The 16,914-nt window shown below is 61.8% G+C and carries 15 protein-coding genes; 14 read left to right on the top strand and 1 reads right to left on the bottom strand.

Annotation, left to right across the window (positions count from 1 at the left end; translation table 11 throughout):
- Window positions 1-47 precede the first annotated feature (47 nt).
- The gene (locus tag E2K99_RS15200) at window positions 48-737 is read right to left on the bottom strand and encodes a Bax inhibitor-1/YccA family protein (protein ID WP_039785351.1); all 690 of its coding nucleotides are present in this window, start codon (window positions 735-737) and stop codon (window positions 48-50) included.
- A 268-nt stretch (window positions 738-1,005) separates the two neighbouring features.
- Here E2K99_RS15200 and ndk point away from each other — a divergent pair, with 268 nt between their 5' ends.
- The 14 genes from ndk to E2K99_RS15130 all read left to right on the top strand — a co-directional run bounded on the left by ndk (window position 1,006) and on the right by E2K99_RS15130 (window position 16,896).
- Window positions 1,006-1,431 (top strand): nucleoside-diphosphate kinase, encoded by a 426-nt coding sequence (gene ndk, locus E2K99_RS15195; RefSeq protein WP_034333977.1) that lies wholly within the window; start codon window positions 1,006-1,008, stop codon window positions 1,429-1,431.
- A gap of 96 nt (window positions 1,432-1,527) precedes the next feature.
- Window positions 1,528-2,700: a dual-specificity RNA methyltransferase RlmN gene (rlmN, locus tag E2K99_RS15190; RefSeq protein WP_034333976.1), complete on the top strand. Its 1,173-nt coding sequence runs from the start codon at window positions 1,528-1,530 to the stop codon at window positions 2,698-2,700.
- A 300-nt stretch (window positions 2,701-3,000) separates the two neighbouring features.
- Window positions 3,001-4,095 (top strand): helix-turn-helix domain-containing protein, encoded by a 1,095-nt coding sequence (locus E2K99_RS15185; RefSeq protein ID WP_134222772.1) that lies wholly within the window; start codon window positions 3,001-3,003, stop codon window positions 4,093-4,095.
- A gap of 13 nt (window positions 4,096-4,108) precedes the next feature.
- Window positions 4,109-5,371, top strand: a complete 1,263-nt coding sequence (gene ispG / locus E2K99_RS15180) for a flavodoxin-dependent (E)-4-hydroxy-3-methylbut-2-enyl-diphosphate synthase (RefSeq protein ID WP_039785356.1) — start codon at window positions 4,109-4,111, stop codon at window positions 5,369-5,371.
- Window positions 5,372-5,501: 130 nt separating this feature from the next.
- A complete protein-coding gene (gene hisS / locus E2K99_RS15175; protein ID WP_039785359.1) occupies window positions 5,502-6,857 on the top strand; it encodes a histidine--tRNA ligase in 1,356 nt (451 codons plus the stop codon).
- 45 nt (window positions 6,858-6,902) lie between these two features.
- The gene (locus E2K99_RS15170; protein WP_134222771.1) at window positions 6,903-7,547 is read left to right on the top strand and encodes a YfgM family protein; all 645 of its coding nucleotides are present in this window, start codon (window positions 6,903-6,905) and stop codon (window positions 7,545-7,547) included.
- Window positions 7,548-7,687: 140 nt separating this feature from the next.
- Entirely contained in the window at window positions 7,688-8,887 is a 1,200-nt protein-coding gene (bamB, locus tag E2K99_RS15165) for an outer membrane protein assembly factor BamB (protein ID WP_134222770.1), read from the top strand.
- 32 nt (window positions 8,888-8,919) lie between these two features.
- Entirely contained in the window at window positions 8,920-10,263 is a 1,344-nt protein-coding gene (gene der / locus E2K99_RS15160) for a ribosome biogenesis GTPase Der (RefSeq protein ID WP_039785362.1), read from the top strand.
- 139 nt (window positions 10,264-10,402) lie between these two features.
- On the top strand, window positions 10,403-10,642 hold the full coding sequence (hfq, locus tag E2K99_RS15155; protein ID WP_006463311.1) for an RNA chaperone Hfq: 240 nt from the start codon (window positions 10,403-10,405) through the stop codon (window positions 10,640-10,642).
- A gap of 39 nt (window positions 10,643-10,681) precedes the next feature.
- Complete coding sequence (gene hflX / locus E2K99_RS15150; RefSeq protein WP_134222769.1) at window positions 10,682-11,806, top strand: GTPase HflX; 1,125 nt, start codon at window positions 10,682-10,684, stop codon at window positions 11,804-11,806.
- An 89-nt stretch (window positions 11,807-11,895) separates the two neighbouring features.
- Entirely contained in the window at window positions 11,896-13,254 is a 1,359-nt protein-coding gene (gene hflK / locus E2K99_RS15145) for an FtsH protease activity modulator HflK (RefSeq protein WP_134222768.1), read from the top strand.
- Complete coding sequence (hflC, locus tag E2K99_RS15140) at window positions 13,254-14,147, top strand: protease modulator HflC (protein ID WP_134222767.1); 894 nt, start codon at window positions 13,254-13,256, stop codon at window positions 14,145-14,147. Before hflK ends, hflC begins: the two co-directional genes overlap by 1 nt.
- Before the next feature lie 271 nt (window positions 14,148-14,418).
- Entirely contained in the window at window positions 14,419-15,579 is a 1,161-nt protein-coding gene (locus E2K99_RS15135; protein ID WP_134222766.1) for an ATP phosphoribosyltransferase regulatory subunit, read from the top strand.
- A 3-nt stretch (window positions 15,580-15,582) separates the two neighbouring features.
- Window positions 15,583-16,896, top strand: coding sequence for an adenylosuccinate synthase (locus E2K99_RS15130; protein ID WP_088753376.1), 1,314 nt, complete (start codon window positions 15,583-15,585; stop codon window positions 16,894-16,896).
- Window positions 16,897-16,914: the final 18 nt, after the last annotated feature.

The following is a 16,914-nucleotide window of genomic DNA, read 5'->3' as shown; positions in this document are numbered from 1 at the left end:
AGGCTTGCGCCGGCATTTTTATTTCATTTGAAGCAATATTCGCGAGATCAGTCGCGGTTGCCGCCGACGATGCCCAGGATGGACAGCAGATTGGCAAAGACGTTGTAGACGTCCAGGTAGATCGCCAGCGTGGCCGAAATGTAGTTGGTTTCGCCGCCGTTGACCACCTGTTGCACGTCATACAGGATGTAAGCCGAGAAGATGGCGATGGCCACCACCGAGATGGTCAGTTGCAGCGCCGGCAGGTGCAGGAAGATGTTGGCCAGCGAAGCCACCAGGATCACCAGCACGCCTGCGAAGAGCCACTTGCCCATGCCCGAGAAGTCACGCTTCGAGACGGTGGCGATGGTGGCCATGCCGCAGAAGATGATGGCGGTGCCGCCAAAGGCCGTCATGATCAGTCCGGCGCCGTTGGAGAAGCCCAGCGTATACTCGATCAGGCGCGACAGCATCAGGCCCATGAAGAAGGTGAAGCCCAGCAGGAAAGCTACGCCCCAGCCAGTATTCTTGGTCTTCTCGATCGCGTAGAAGAAGCCGAAGGCGATCGCCAGGAACAGCACGAAGCCGATCATCGGGCTCGCAGCAAACAGGCTGAAATGCATCTGCACGCCCAGCCAGGCGCCCAGCACGGTCGGGATCATCGACAGCGCCAGCAGCCAGTAGGTGTTGCGCAGAACGCGGTTGCGGGTGGCCAGACTCGTGGTCGAGTGGCCGAAGGTCGTGTCCAGTTGATTCATATGTCCTCCGAAGCGTTGAATGCGAGCCAGAGAATAGCACGATGGCTCACTGCTAAGACAAGTCTTCCCTCGCTCTGGTTCGAGATGCGGGCACTTTATCTGAGGCCGCTATCTCGCGCATCCTGGCTGGTTTCAATGCGCTACTGCCCGTATGCGGTGTCAAAGCAGGTGAATTGACGTGATATCTGATGGTTTCATGCTAAAATACAAGGTTCATTGAATTAACAATTATTGGCTTTAAGCCTTTATTTTTATTGGAGTTTTTCTCATGGCAATTGAACGCACCCTGTCGATTATCAAGCCCGACGCCGTCGCCAAGAACGTGATCGGTCAAATCTACAGCCGTTTCGAAAACGCCGGCCTGAAGGTCGTCGCTGCTCGCATGGCCCAACTGTCGCGCGCTGAAGCTGAAGGTTTCTACGCTGTGCACCGTGAGCGTCCTTTCTTCAAGGACCTGGTGGACTTCATGATCTCCGGCCCGGTGATGATCCAGGTGCTGGAAGGCGAAGGCGCCATCCTGAAGAACCGCGACCTGATGGGCGCAACCGATCCGAAGAAGGCCGAAAAGGGCACCATCCGCGCCGACTTCGCTGACTCCATCGACGCCAACGCCGTGCACGGTTCGGACGCTGAAGAAACCGCCAAGGGCGAAATCGCCTACTTCTTCCCGGCACTGAACGTTTATTCGCGTTAATCTGTTCCTGTTTTTCATCGGTCTTCCGGGCTGGGGTGGAAACCGGCGCTGCAATCCCTGCCGCGTCTTTCTGCTCTGGTCCCGACCGCAAGCATCATGACTACAGCTCTCACCAATCTGCTGGATATGGATCCCGCGCAACTCGTCGCTTACTGCGGCGAGTTGGGTGAGAAGCCGTTTCGTGCAAAGCAGTTGCAGCGTTGGATACACCAGTTCGGCGTCTCTGATTTCGATCAGATGACCGATTTGGCCAAATCGCTGCGCGACAAGCTGAAGACCCGCGCCGAAGTCCGTGCGCCGGCCATCATCAGCGACCATACCTCCACCGACGGCACACGCAAGTGGCTGGTCGACGTGGGCCAGGGCAATGCGGTGGAAACCGTGTTCATTCCTGAAGAAAACCGCGGCACGCTGTGCGTTTCGACGCAGGCGGGCTGTGCCGTGAATTGCCGCTTCTGCTCCACCGGCAAGCAGGGCTTCAACCGCAATCTCACCGTGGCCGAAATCATCGGCCAGCTGTGGATGGCGGAATTCGAATTGCGCAAGACCAAGGGTATCGAAGGTGGTCCCAAGGGTGAGCGTCAGATCACCAACGTGGTCATGATGGGCATGGGCGAGCCGCTGCTCAACTTCGAGCCGACGGTCACCGCCTTGCGCCTGATGCTGGACGACAATGCTTATGGCCTGTCGCGCCGCCGCGTCACGCTCTCCACCAGCGGCGTGGTGCCGATGATCGACAAGCTGTCGCAAGAGTGTCCGGTGGCGCTGGCCGTCTCGCTGCACGCCTCCAACGATGCGCTGCGCGATTCGCTCATTCCGCTGAACCGCAAGCACCCGCTGCGCGAGCTGATGCTGGCCTGCAAACGCTATCTGGAATTCGCGCCGCGCGACTTCATCACCTTCGAGTACTGCATGCTCGATGGCGTCAATGACACCGACACCCATGCGCGCGAACTGGTCGCGCTGGTGAAGGAAGGCGAGACCGCCATCCCCTGCAAGTTCAACCTGATTCCCTTCAATCCCTTCCCCGAGTCGGGCTTGAAGCGCTCGCACAATCCGCGCATCAAGGCGTTTGCGCAGATCCTGATGGATGCCGGCATCGTGACCACCATCCGCAAGACCCGTGGCGACGACATCGATGCCGCCTGCGGCCAGCTGGCCGGTGAAGTGAAGGATCGTACGCGGGTGCAGGAACGCATGCAGAAAATGGCCGAATACCAGGCCAAGTTCGGCAAGGACTTTGGCCGCATCGTGGAGATCTCCGGGTGACGGCAGGGTGGTCCCATGTCCTTGCTGGTCCTGCGGTACCAGCCTTCGCCGCCACGGCGAGGGATCAGCTGCCGCTTTTTACAGAATGGGTAACGGGGGCGTCGATGTTGCGCTGGGGCGCAGGCATTGCACGTCCTTTTTGTGTTTTTGCTGAAATGATCGTCCGTTCTGCCGTTATGGTTCAGGATGGGCTGAAGTTGTCGAATTTCCCCGGAGGGACGCGGCAGGAGCCGCGCAGGGACGCTCCAGAAGAATCCGGCCAGGGCCGGCTAAAAAAAGCTTTTCCATGTGGAGCATTTGATGAGTGATCAACAAATGAACGAAATGTCGTCGCAGCAACCGCCAGATCCTGGTCCATCGTCCCCGGCCCAGGTCTTGCCCGGCGCCGCGCTGGCCGCAGCGCGCCAGAAGAAGGGCTGGACCATCGAGCAGGCAGCCAGTCTGGTGAAGCTGGCCCCGCGCCAGATCATGGCGATCGAAGCGGACAACTATGCGGCCTTGCCCGGCCTGGCCGTGGCGCGCGGTTTCGTGCGCAGCTATGCCAAGGTGCTGGGGCTGGATGTGCATGCCGTGACGGCTTCCTTGCCGCAGGAGTCGGCCGTGCAGCAGCGCGACCACATCGTACCGCAGCACCAGCTCTCCACGCCGTTCTCGGAAGGTCCGCTGCCGGCCATGATGATGAGCACGCGCGGCAACAGCTCGGCCTTGCCCATCGTCGCCGGTGTGGTGGTGGTCGCCCTGTTGGCAGGCGCAGCAGCCGTGCGCTGGACTGAACTCGGTGCCAATGTGCCCCAGCTGGCCTTCCTCAAATCGCATCACGAGGAGGCAGCAGCAGCGTCGGGCACTTCTTCGGATGCGCAGAATGTGCAGTCGGCCGAGACCGCTTCTTCCACCGAGACACCGGTGAATGCCCGCGTTGAAACAATCACGTCCGCACCCGCCGAGGAGCCCGCCAAGCCTGCTGCTCCCGTTGCGGAGGCACCCGCACCGGTAGCTCAGGCCCCGGTGGCGGCCAAGCCGGAACCGGTTCAGGCTGCCACGCCGGCAGCCAGCCAGCCGGCATCCACGCCGGCCCCGGCGGCTGCGTCTGCCGCATCGGCTGCGCCCGCCCAGATGGCCTCCACCACTGTCCCCAGTGGCCTGAACATCGTCAACAGCAAGGATTTGCTGCGCCTGACCTTCCGCGAGGATTCCTGGGTGGAAATCCGGCGTGCCGACAAGAGCACCGTGATTTCGCGCCTGCTCAAGGCTGGCACTACCGAAACCTTTGATGTCTCGGACGCCACGACCCTGATCATCGGCAACGCCGCCGGTGTCGACGCCAGCCTGCGCGGCCAGCCGCTGGACCTGAAAACCCCGGGCGGCAGCAATGTTGCACGCCTGAACCTGAACTGAGTCGACTGCCATCATGTCTTCCTTCCCGATCGCCTCCGGGCCGCTGGCCCGCCGCAACAGCCGCCGCGTGGTCATCAGCCATGGCGCGCGCGAGATCCTCGTGGGGGGTGGAGCCCCGGTCATGGTGCAATCCATGACCAACACCGACACTGCGGATGCCATCGGGACGGCCATCCAGATCAAGGAACTGGCCCGGGCCGGCTCCGAGATCGTGCGCCTGACCGTCAATACGCCCGAGGCCGCCGCTGCCGTGCCGGCCATTCGCGAGCAGCTCGACCGCATGGGCGTGGATGTGCCGCTGGTGGGCGATTTCCACTACAACGGCCATACCCTGCTGACCGATTATCCGGAGTGCGCCCAGGCGCTCTCCAAATACCGTATCAATCCCGGCAACGTGGGCAAGGGCGCCAAGCGCGATACCCAGTTCGCCCAGATGATCGAAGTGGCCTGCAAGTACGACAAGCCGGTGCGCATCGGCGTGAACTGGGGCAGCCTGGACCAGGCGCTGCTGGCGCGCATCATGGACGAAAACGCCGGTCGTGCCGAGCCGTGGTCGGCCCAGGCGGTGATGTATGAAGCCTTGGTCACCTCTGCCATCGAGAACGCCCAGCGCGCCGAGGAGCTGGGCATGTCGGGTGACAAGATCATCCTGTCCTGCAAAGTTTCCGGCGTGCAGGATCTGATCGCGGTTTATCGTGAGCTGGCGCGCCGCTGCGACTACCCCCTGCACCTGGGCCTGACCGAGGCCGGCATGGGCAGCAAGGGCATCGTGGCCTCCACGGCGGCGCTGTCGGTGCTGCTGCAGGAAGGCATCGGCGACACCATCCGCATCTCGCTGACCCCCGAGCCGGGCGGCGACCGTACCAAGGAAGTGGTGGTCGGCCAGGAAATCCTGCAGACCATGGGCCTGCGCAAGTTCACCCCGATGGTGATCGCCTGCCCGGGTTGCGGCCGCACCACCTCGACCGTGTTCCAGGACCTGGCCGACAAGATCCAGACCTTCCTGCGCGAGCAGATGCCGGTCTGGAAGGGCAAGTATCCCGGCGTGGAAGCCATGAACGTGGCCGTCATGGGCTGCATCGTCAATGGCCCCGGTGAATCCAAGCACGCCAACATCGGCATCAGCCTGCCGGGCACCGGCGAGTCGCCGGCGGCACCGGTGTTCATCGATGGCGAAAAGAAGATGACCCTGCGCGGCGAACGCATCGCCGAGGAATTCCAGAAGGTGGTGCTGGAGTATGTCGAATCGCATTACGGTCAGGGCAGCCATTCCTGACCACCGTGGAGCCCGCCACCATAGAGCGTTGCGGGCCATGCAGTACACTTGCGCTGGTGCGTCGCACGAAAGATGCGTCAGATACCAGTTTCCAGAAATGAAGTAAAAAGCAAAAACTCCGGGTTTCGGTATGTCAGAACAAAAGAAAGTCGAAAAAATCGTTGGCGTCAAAGGCATGAATGACATCCTGCCGGCGGACGCCCCGTTGTGGGAGCTGTTCGAGAACACCGTGCAATCGGTGCTCAAGAGCTACGGTTTCCAGCAGATCCGCACCCCCATCGTCGAGCCGACCGCGCTGTTCGCGCGCGGCCTGGGGGAGGTGACCGACATCGTCGAGAAGGAAATGTATTCCTTCACCGATTCCATGAACGGCGACAACCTGACTTTGCGCCCGGAAAACACCGCCGGCGTGGTGCGCGCTGCCCTGGAACACAACCTGACCTATGACGGTCCCAAGCGCCTGTGGTATGTCGGCCCCATGTTCCGCCATGAGCGTCCGCAGCGCGGCCGTTATCGCCAGTTCCACCAGGTCGGCGCCGAAGCCGTGGGTTTCAGCGGCCCGGACATCGATGCCGAACTGATCATGATGTGCCAGCGCCTGTGGGATGACCTGGGCCTGTCCGACATCCGCCTGGAACTGAACTCCATCGGCAACGCCGAAGAGCGCAACAAGCACCGTGCCGACCTGATTGCCTACTTCGAACAGCACAAGGACCTGCTGGACACCGACGCCCAGCGCCGCCTGCACGCCAACCCGCTGCGCATCCTGGATACGAAGAATCCTGCCATGCAGGAGATGGTGAACGCCGCCCCCAAGCTGCTGGATTACCTGGGTGAAGAATCGCGCGCGCATTTCGAGGGCGTGCAGAAGATCCTGCGCCACAACAATATTCCCTTCACCATCAACCCGCGCCTGGTGCGCGGCATGGACTACTACAACCGTACCGTGTTCGAGTGGGTCACCGACCAGCTGGGCTCGCAGGGCACGGTCTGCGGCGGTGGACGCTACGATCCGCTGATCGAAATGTTCGGCGGCAAGCCGACCCCGGCCTGTGGCTTCGCCATGGGCGTGGAACGCCTGCTGGAGCTGATGAAGGCCAATGGCGAGCAGTATGCACCGAACCAGTGCGACGTCTATCTGGTCCATCAAGGCGAAGAAGCACAGTTGCAATCTTTCGTTCTGGCTGAACGTTTGCGGACTGCCGGGCTCGATGTTGTGCTACATTGCGCATCGTCCAATGGTGGTGGTTCGTTCAAGGCGCAGATGAAGCGCGCCGACGCCAGCGGTGCTGCCTTTGCCGTGATCATCGGTGAAGACGAGCTCAAGGCCGGGACTGCCACCGTCAAGCACATGCGCGAAGGCAATGCCGAGGAAGGGCGTGCCAACCAGAGCAACATGGCCTTCGACGGCGTGGTCGACTACATCGTGGAACAGATCGTCGGCGATCACGACCATGATCACGACCACGTGCACTATCACCCCTGAAGACCCGTCCACCTCGACCGTCAACTTATCTAAACGCAGAGTTACATGGCATACGATCTCGAAGAACAAGAACAGCTTGATTCCATCAAGGCCTGGTGGGCGAAATACGGCAACCTGGTGACCTGGGCGCTGATCATCGCGCTGGCCGCCTACGCCGGCTGGACCGGCTGGAACACCTGGCAGGGCCGCCAGTCGGCGCAAGCCTCGGTGCTCTACGAAGAACAGCAGAAGTCGCTGGTAGCCAAGGACAATGCCAAGGTGCAACGCGCCGCCGCCGACATCCAGGACAAGTTCAGCGGCACCGCCTACGCCGAGATGAGCGCCCTGGTGGCAGCCAAGTCGGCCTTCGATGCCAATGACCTGGAAGCGGCCAAGAAGCAGCTGCAATGGGTGATCGACCACGGCCGTGGCAAGGAATACAAGGCCATCGCTGCCGTCCGCCTGGCGGGCGTGCTGCTCGATGCCAAGGCGTATGACGAGGCGCTGAAGGTCTTGTCGGGTGACTATCCCGCCCAGTTCGCGGGTGCCATTGCCGACCGCAAGGGCGATGTGCTGGCTGCCCAGGGCAAGCGCGACGAAGCCCGCAGCGCCTACAAGCTGGCGCTGGAAAAGAGCGACGCCAAGGATCCGGGTCGTCAGCTGATCCAGATCAAGCTCGACGCCATCGGCGGCGAAGCGCCCAAGGCCTGAGGCCGGCGCTCGCGGCACTGAAGAATGCTCCGGGTCCCGGTTCGCTGTGGCGCACCGGTGGCCTGGCGGGTTGCAGATGCAACCCCGAATTGAATCGCAATCCCACCGCGAATCCATCCATCGCTTAGAGGAAACAGAATATGCGTAGTGTGACAGCCACTGCTGCCAAGGCAACATCCTTTGCTCGATCCCGTAGCGCCTGCAAGTTGGCGCTGAATGTGGCCGCCATGGCGGCTGTGGTGGCCTTGTCCGGCTGCTCGCTGTTCTCCAGCAAGAAAGATCCGAATCCGCCGGCCCCGCTGGTCGAATTCACCCAGAAGATGCGCGCCCAGGCTGCGTGGACGGTATCGGTCGGCAAGGCCGGCAGCTACCAGTTCAGCCCGGCCTTCGCTGCAGGCAGTGTGTTTGCCGCCGCCAGTGATGGCACCGTGGTGCGCATCAACGCCCAGAACGGCCAGACGCTGTGGCGCAGCCGTGCCGAAGGCGATCTGACCGCCGGTGTTGGCAGCGATGGCAGCACCGTGGTGGTGGTGGCCGAGAAGGGCCGTATCCAGGCCTTCGATGCCGCCTCCGGCAAGCCGACCTGGAGCGCTCAGGCACCCAGCGAAGTGCTGTCGGCTCCGGCCGTGGGCGAGGGCCTGGTGGTCATTCGCAGCATCGACAACCGCGTGACCGCGTATGATGCCGACAATGGCAGCCAGCGCTGGATGGTCCAGCGCAACGTGCCGTCGCTGACCCTGCGCAATGCGCCGGGCATCGTGATCGGTTCGCAGACCGCCTTCGTGGCCCTGCCGGGTGGCCGTCTGTCGGCCCTGGCACTGAACAACGGCGGTCCGCGCTGGGAAGTGCCGGTGGGCGATCCGCGCGGTACCACCGAACTGGAACGCATCTCCGACGTGTCGGGCGTGCCGGCACTGGGTTCGCGTGATATCTGTGCGGTGTCGTACCAGGGGCGTATCGGTTGCTTCGATTTGCTCAACGGCAATGTGCGCTGGATCAAGGAGTTTTCCAGCGATGTCGGCGTCAATCTGGATGACGCCTACGTCTATGCGGCCGATGTCAATGGTGCCGTCACCGAGTTCGCACGCGATACCGGTGCCGTCATCTGGCGCAACGACCGCCTGAAGAATCGCCAGCTGTCCAGCCCGATCGCAGTGGGCAAGGCGGTGGCGGTGGCTGACTTCCAGGGTTATATTCACTTCCTGTCGCGGGAAGATGGTGCCTTCGTGGCCCGTCTGGCTACCGACGGCAGTGCTGTCCAGGCGCCTCCGGTTTCGACCGGTTCGTCTGTCGTTTTCCAAACCAAATCAGGAACCGTGGTCTCCGTCGTCGCCGAGTAACTGGCAGTGACGAACGACCCCCAAGAAAAGAAATGAAACCGGTAATTGCACTTGTAGGCCGTCCCAACGTCGGCAAATCGACGTTGTTCAACAGGCTCACCCGCAGCCGCGATGCGCTGGTGGCGGACCTGCCCGGCCTGACGCGCGATCGTCACTACGGCGAAGGCCGGGTCGGCGAACGTCCGTTCCTGGTGATCGATACCGGTGGCTTCGAACCCGTCGCCAAGGACGGGATCATGTATGAGATGGCCAAGCAGACCAAGCAGGCAGTGGTCGAGGCCGACATCGTGGTGTTCATCGTCGACGGCCGCCAGGGATTGACGCCGCACGACAAGACCATCACCGACTTCCTGCGCAAGTGCGGCCGTTCCGTACTGCTGGTGGTCAACAAGTCCGAAGGCATGAAGTACACCTCGGTCACCGCCGACTTCTACGAGCTGGGCATGGGCGATCCTTACGTGATCTCCGCTGCCCACGGTGATGGCGTGGCCGACCTGGTGGAAGAAGCCCTGGATCAGGTCGACGCCCAGCGCGCCCAGGAGCCGGAAGCCGAAGAGCCGGCCGTGCGCGGTACCAAGATCGCCATTGTCGGCCGTCCCAACGTGGGCAAGTCGACGTTGGTCAATACCCTGCTGGGCGAAGAGCGCGTGATCGCCTTCGACATGCCGGGCACGACCCGTGATTCCATCGAGATTCCCTTCGAACGCGAAGGCCGTCATTACACCCTGATCGACACCGCCGGCATTCGTCGCCGTGGCAAGGTCTTCGAGGCCATCGAGAAGTTTTCCGTGGTCAAGACCTTGAAATCGATTTCGGACGCCAACGTCGTGCTGCTGCTGCTGGATGCGCAGCAGGATATTTCCGAGCAGGATGCCCACATCGCCGGTTTCGTGCTGGAGTCGGGCAGGGCGCTGGTGGTCGGTGTGAACAAATGGGATGGCATGGAAAGCGACCAGCGCAACCAGATCAAGATGGATCTGGAGCGCAAACTGAATTTCCTTTCCTTCGCCAAGTTCCACTTCATTTCAGCCCTGAAGTCGACCGGCATCGGTCCGCTGATGAAGTCCATCGACTCGGCCTATGCTGCCGCCATGGCCAAGCTGAGCACCCCGCGCCTCACGCGCGCACTGGAAGAGGCGCTGGAGCACCAGCAGCCGCGCCGCAAGGGTTCGATCCGCCCCAAGCTGCGCTATGCTCACCAAGGTGGCCAGAATCCGCCGGTGGTGGTGATCCACGGCAATGCACTGGAAGCCATCGACGACAACTACAAACGTTATCTGGAAAAGCACTTCAGGGAAACTTTCTCTCTGGTGGGCACTCCACTGCGTATCGAGTTCAGGTCGGGCAAGAATCCTTTCATCCGGCAGGAAAAATAATCGTAAATCCTGCTATTCAATCAATGTTTTTGGCGGTGGAGCGAAAATCGTTTAAATTGAATAGCATAAAGTTGGTCAAGCACTTGATTTTCCTTGAAGTGCCTCCAAGTCCTAATCACAACAACACCGTGGAGCTGCCATGAGCAACAAAGGGCAATTGTTACAAGACCCATTCCTGAACGCATTGAGAAAAGAGCACGTTCCCGTCTCTATCTATCTGGTCAACGGCATCAAGCTGCAAGGCCATGTGGAGTCTTTCGATCAATACGTGGTCCTGCTGCGCAACACCGTTACGCAAATGGTTTACAAACACGCCATCTCTACCGTCGTGCCTGCACGTGCGGTCAACCTCAGTCTCGAATCCTCGTCCGACGAATAATGGTCTACCTGGCCGGCTTGACGCCGTGGGCATTTTGACATGCGTGCCGCGTTAGTCGGCCTGGACTTCGGCAAGAACGATTTCGCCGCTAGTCTGGATGAGCTCTTCCTGTTGGCAAAATCTGCTGGTGCGGAACCGGTGATCACCATCACCGGCCGCCGTGCCAGTCCGGATGCCGCTCTCTTCGTTGGTACCGGCAAGGCACAAGAAGTCGCCGACGCCGTCGCCGACCTCCAGCTCGAACTGGTCATTTTCAATCACGCGCTTTCACCGGCCCAGCAACGTAACCTGGAGCGGGTGCTGAAGGTGCGTGTGCTCGACCGTACCAGCCTGATCCTCGACATCTTCGCCCAACGGGCCAAGAGCCACGAGGGCAAGGTGCAGGTCGAACTGGCCCAGCTGCAGCACCTGGCGACCCGCCTCATTCGTGGCTGGACTCACTTGGAGCGCCAAAAAGGCGGTATCGGCCTGCGCGGTCCCGGTGAAACTCAGCTGGAAACCGACCGCCGCCTGCTTGGCGAGCGCGTCAAGGCGCTGCGTGCGGTGCTGGCCAAGCTGCGCCGGCAACATGCCACACAGCGCCGTGCACGCGGACGCAGTGAAACGTTCTCCGTTTCGCTGGTGGGCTATACCAACGCTGGCAAGTCGACCATCTTCAATTCCGTGGCCAAGGCCGGCGTGTATGCCGCCAACCAGCTTTTTGCCACGCTGGACACGACTTCCCGTCGCGTCTACCTGGGCGAGGTCGGGCACGTGGTGATCTCCGACACCGTGGGTTTCATCCGCGAACTGCCTCACCAGCTGGTCGAGGCTTTCCGTGCCACCCTGGAAGAGACCATCCACGCCGACTTGCTGCTGCATGTGGTGGATGCCGCCAGCCCGGTGCGCATGGAGCAGATCGAGCAGGTCAACCTGGTCCTGAAGGAAATCGGTGCCGACCACGTGCCGCAGATCCTGGTCTGGAACAAGATCGACGCCGCCGGTCTGGAACCGGCGGTCGAGTATGACGAGTATGGTAAAATCCAGCGGGTTTTCGTCAGTGCCAAGTCTGGTGCTGGCCTGGATCTGCTGCGCGAGGCGATCGCCGCTTCGCTCAAGGCCGCCTTGGAGGCCAGGGGTCGCAGCCGTTCCCAGCCAGTCGATTCCGAAGACATGCACGCTTGAGCCGTTCGAGGGGACGGTTCGTTGCACGTTCCTGGCGCGCATTCCTCCTAGATTCTCTTAATCCATCACTTCAGCCGGAACGCAAACGCATGCTTGTGTCTTTATTCAGGAAAATCGGTGTCAAGTTTTCGTTGAACGACCCCCAATGGGGACGTGGTTCGCAAAACGACAACCGCGAGAATCAGAATAACGGAAGTAACGGCGACAAACGGCCCGAAAAACCGTCCGGCAACAACGACGGCCCGCCCGACCTCGACCAGCTCTGGCGCGACTTCAACCAGCGCATCGCCGGCCTCCTGGGCCGCAAGGGCGGTGGTGGTTCCGACGGCGGCAACGGTGGCGGCGGCTTCAATCGTGGCGACGTCAAGGGCGCCGGCATCGGCGTGGGCGTGATCGCCGTGATCGTGGCTTTCCTCTGGCTGGCCAGCGGCTTCTTCATCGTGCAGGAAGGCCAGACTGCCGTGGTCACCACCTTCGGCCGCTACAGCCACACCACGCTGCCAGGCTTCAACTGGCGCTGGCCGTATCCCATCCAGGGCCATGAGATCGTCAACATGTCGCAGGTCCGCACCGCCGAGATCGGCTATCGCGGCAACGTGCGCAACAAGCAGTTGAAGGAATCCCTGATGCTGACCGATGATGAAAACATCATCGACATCCAGTTTGCCGTCCAGTACAAGCTCAAGAATGCCGCCGAATGGCTGTTCAACAACCGTGACCCGGATGATTCCGTGCGCCAGGTTGCCGAAACGGCCATCCGCGAAATCGTCGGCCGCAGCAAGATGGACTTCGTCCTCTACGAAGGCCGCGAAAAGGTCGCGCTCGACGTGAGCCAGCGCATGCAGCAGATCCTGGATCGCTACAAGTCCGGCGTGCAGATCACCAACGTCACCATGCAGGGCGTGCAACCGCCTGAACAGGTGCAAGCTGCCTTCGACGACGCCGTCAAGGCCGGCCAGGACCGTGAGCGTCTCAAGAACGAAGGCCAGGCCTATGCCAACGACGTGATCCCGCGCGCCTCCGGTGCCGCCTCGCGCCTGCTGGAAGAAGCCGAAGCCTACCGCTCCCGCGTGACCGCCAACGCCGAAGGTGATGCCTCGCGCTTCACCCAGGTGCAAGAAGCCTATGCCAAGGCCCCGGCCGTCACCCGCGACCGCATGTACCTGGAAACCATGCAGCAGATCTTCGCCAATACCACCAAGGTCATGGTCGATGCCAAGAATGGCAGCAACCTGCTGTACCTGCCGCTGGACAAGCTGATCCAGCAAAGTGCCAGCGACGCGGCCCCGGCCAGCGGCAAGGCCCCGGCATCGTCGACCGTGCAGCCCTCGGCGGGCGCGGCGTCCACCACTTCGACTGCAGGAAACGACACTGTGTATTCTTCCGAGCTGATGCGAGATTCGAGAAACCGCGATCCCCGTGATGCGCGTGATAGGGAGGTGCGCTGATGGGCCGCCTCGTCACTTCCGTCATCGTCGCCGTCGTGGCGATCTGGCTGGCTTCGTCCACCATCTTCGTGGTCGACCAGCGTTCCTCGGCCATCGTCTTTGCCCTGGGTGAAGTCAAGCAGGTCATCAGCGAACCCGGCCTGCACTTCAAGCTGCCGCCGCCGTTCCAGAACGTGATGTACCTGGACAAGCGCATCCAGACCCTGGATACCCCTGACGCCGACCGCTTCATCACCGCCGAAAAGATGAACGTGCTGGTGGATGCCTACGTCAAGTGGCGCATCGTCGATCCGCGCCTGTATTTCGTCAGCTTTGGTGCCGATGAGCGCCGCACGCAAGATCGCCTGTCGCAGATCGTCAAGGCGGCGCTGAATGATGAAATCACCAAGCGCACTGTGCGCGAAGTGATTTCCAGCCAGCGCAACAACGTCATGGATGCCATCCAGGCCCGCGTGGCCAATGAAGCCAAGCAGATCGGCGTGGAAGTCATCGACGTGCGCCTGCGCCGTGTGGACTACGTGGACCAGATCAACAACTCGGTGTTCGAACGCATGAAGTCCGAGCGCGTGCGGGTTGCCAATGAGCTGCGCTCCACCGGTGCTGCCGAATCCGAAAAGATCCGCGCCGACGCCGATCGCCAGCGCGTGGTGATCCTGGCCGAAGCCTATCGCGAATCCGAAAAGATCCGTGGTGCCGGTGACGCCAAGGCGTCCCAGATCTACGCCCAGGCCTTCGGCCAGAACCCGGACTTCTACAAGTTCTATCGCAGCCTCGAAGCCTACCGCGCCAGCTTCAAGAACCGTCACGATGTGATGGTGGTGGATCCGAGCTCGGAGTTCTTCAAGTACTTCAAGGGAGTCGGCGGCGGCAATACCAGCGCTGCGAAGAAGTAAAAATCTGCTTATCAGGCGATAATGTGAACAGTTCTGCGCCGCCGCGTATTTCCGGCGGCCAGGGCAAACCGGATGGATGCCGCTGGTAAAGGGCATCTTTCCTTTTTTGGTCGGACACAATGTGCCGGGGTGCAATTTTCCCGACGTGCAAGAAGAGGGGCGGCAGGCATTCCCGGACCGCCCCGATTGTTCGTCTGGGCGGCTGCTTCTGATCTGGCTGTCCGAACCACGCAAGTACGCAAACCGTTTTTTTCTGCTTTGACTTTTGTTTATGCCTAACTGGCTTCTTCCCGAAAACATCGCCGATGTCTTGCCCTCCGAAGCGCGCAAGATCGAGGAACTGCGCCGGCGCCTGCTCGACAATTTCCGCCTCTATGGCTATGAAATGGTCATGCCGCCGCTGCTGGAATACCTCGAATCGCTGCTCACCGGTGCCGGCCAGGATACCGACCTGCGCACCTTCAAGCTGGTCGACCAGCTCTCCGGCCGCACCCTGGGCGTACGCGCCGACATGACCACGCAAGTGGCGCGCATCGACGCCCACCTGCTCAATCGCGCCTCGGTCACCCGCCTGTGCTATGCCGGTAGCGTCCTGCATACGCGCCCGACGGGCTTGCACGCTACCCGCGAACCGATCCAGATCGGTGCCGAGATCTATGGTCACGCCGGTATCGAAGCCGACGCCGAGATCCAGGAACTGGCCCTCAATTCGCTGGCCCTGGCCGGCATGCGCACCATCCGCCTCGACCTGTGCCACGTCGGCGTGCTGCGCGCCATCATCGCCAACGATGCGGGTGCCAAGCGTGACGAAGCCCAGCTCTTCGGGCTGCTGCAGGCCAAGGATGTGCCGGGTCTGAAGGAAATTACGGCCTCCTATCAGGAAGGCACGCGCGCAGCCTTGCTGGCGCTCCCCAACCTGTACGGCGACATTTCCGTCATCGCGCGCGCGCGCATCACCTTGCCGGCGCTGCCGGGCATCGGCCAGGCGCTCGACGAGCTGCAGGCCGTAGTGGAACTGGCAGCCGGCCATGAAGGCGCGGCTGTCACCATCGATCTGGCCGACCTGCGCGGCTATCATTACCACAGCGGCGTGATGTTCTCAGCCTATGTGCCGGGCCTGCCCAATGCGGTGGTGCGCGGCGGCCGCTACGACCATGTGGGTGAAGCCTTCGGCCGTGCGCGGCCGGCTACGGGCTTCTCCCTGGACCTGCGTGAACTGGCACGACTGATGCCGGGCGCAGAACGAAAACGCGCCATCCTCGCCCCTTGGGGCAGGGACGCCGGTCTGCGTGAGAAAATAGCGCAATTGCGGCAAGCGGGAGAGATCGTGATCCAAAGCCTTCCCGGCCACGAACACGATCAGGACGAATTCGATTGCGATCGCGCACTCGATTTCAGCAATGGAAACTGGATTATCAAAAACTTGGGTTGAGTCATGTTACAGAACAGCAATGCAAAGAATGTCGTCGTCATCGGTACGCAATGGGGCGACGAAGGTAAGGGCAAGATCGTCGATTGGCTGACCGATCACGCCCAGGGCGTGGTGCGTTTCCAGGGCGGCCACAATGCCGGCCACACGCTGGTCATCGGCGGCAAGAAGACTGCGCTGCAACTGATTCCCTCGGGCATCATGCGCGAAGGCGTGGCTTGCTACATCGGTAACGGCGTGGTGCTGTCGGTGCCCGACCTGCTGCGCGAAATCGACAAGCTCGAAGCCGCCGGGGTGGAAGTTTGCTCGCGCCTGAAGGTGTCGGACGCCTGTCCGCTGATCCTGCCGTATCACGTGGCGCTGGACGTGGCGCGTGAAGCGGCCCGTGGCGTGGACAAGATCGGCACCACCGGCAAGGGCATCGGCCCGGCCTACGAAGACAAGGTGGCCCGTCGCGCCATCCGCGTGGCTGACCTGCTGAACGAAAAGCGCTTTGCCGAAAAGCTGCTGGCCAACCTGGATTACCACAACTTCGTCCTGACCCACTACCTGAAGACCCAGCCGGTGGACTACCAGAAGACCCTGGACGATGCCCTGGCCAACGTGCCGCGCATCAAGCCCATGGTCACCGACGTCTCCAGCGACCTGTACGCCATCCACAAGGCCGGCGGCAAGATCCTGTTCGAAGGCGCGCAAGGCAGCCTGCTGGACGTGGACCATGGCACCTATCCGTTCGTCACCTCCAGCAACTGCGTGGCCGGCAATGCCGCCGCCGGTGCGGGCGTGGGTCCGGGCATGCTGCACTACATCATGGGCATCACCAAGGCCTACACCACCCGCGTCGGTTCGGGCCCGTTCCCGGCTGAACTGCCGACGGACGCTGGCACCGGCAAGCACCTGGCGTCGGTCGGTCATGAATTCGGTACCGTGACCGGCCGTGCGCGCCGTTGCGGCTGGTTCGATGCTGCGCTGCTGAAGCGCTCGGTGCAGATCAACGGTGTCTCCGGCATGTGCCTGACCAAGCTGGACGTGCTCGATGGCCTGGAGTCGCTGAAGCTGTGCACCGGCTACAAGCTCAACGGCAAGACCGTGGACATCTTCCCGGTCGGCGCTGAAGAAGCCGCTGCCTGCGAGCCGATCTACGAAGAAATGCCCGGCTGGTCCGAGACCACCGTCGGCGCCAAGACGCTGGACGCTCTGCCGGCCAACGCCCGCGCTTACATCAAGCGCATCGAGGAACTGGTGGGCGTGCCCATCGACATGATCTCCACCGGCCCGGACCGCGAAGAGACCATCGTTCTGCGCCATCCGTTCAAGTAATTCACCACGCAATCGCCC

Source organism: Herbaspirillum huttiense, assembly GCF_004367745.1.
GTDB lineage: Bacteria > Pseudomonadota > Gammaproteobacteria > Burkholderiales > Burkholderiaceae_D > Herbaspirillum > Herbaspirillum huttiense.
The sequence above is the reverse complement of the archived record's forward strand: the minus strand, read 5'-3'. Positions and strand labels throughout refer to the sequence as shown.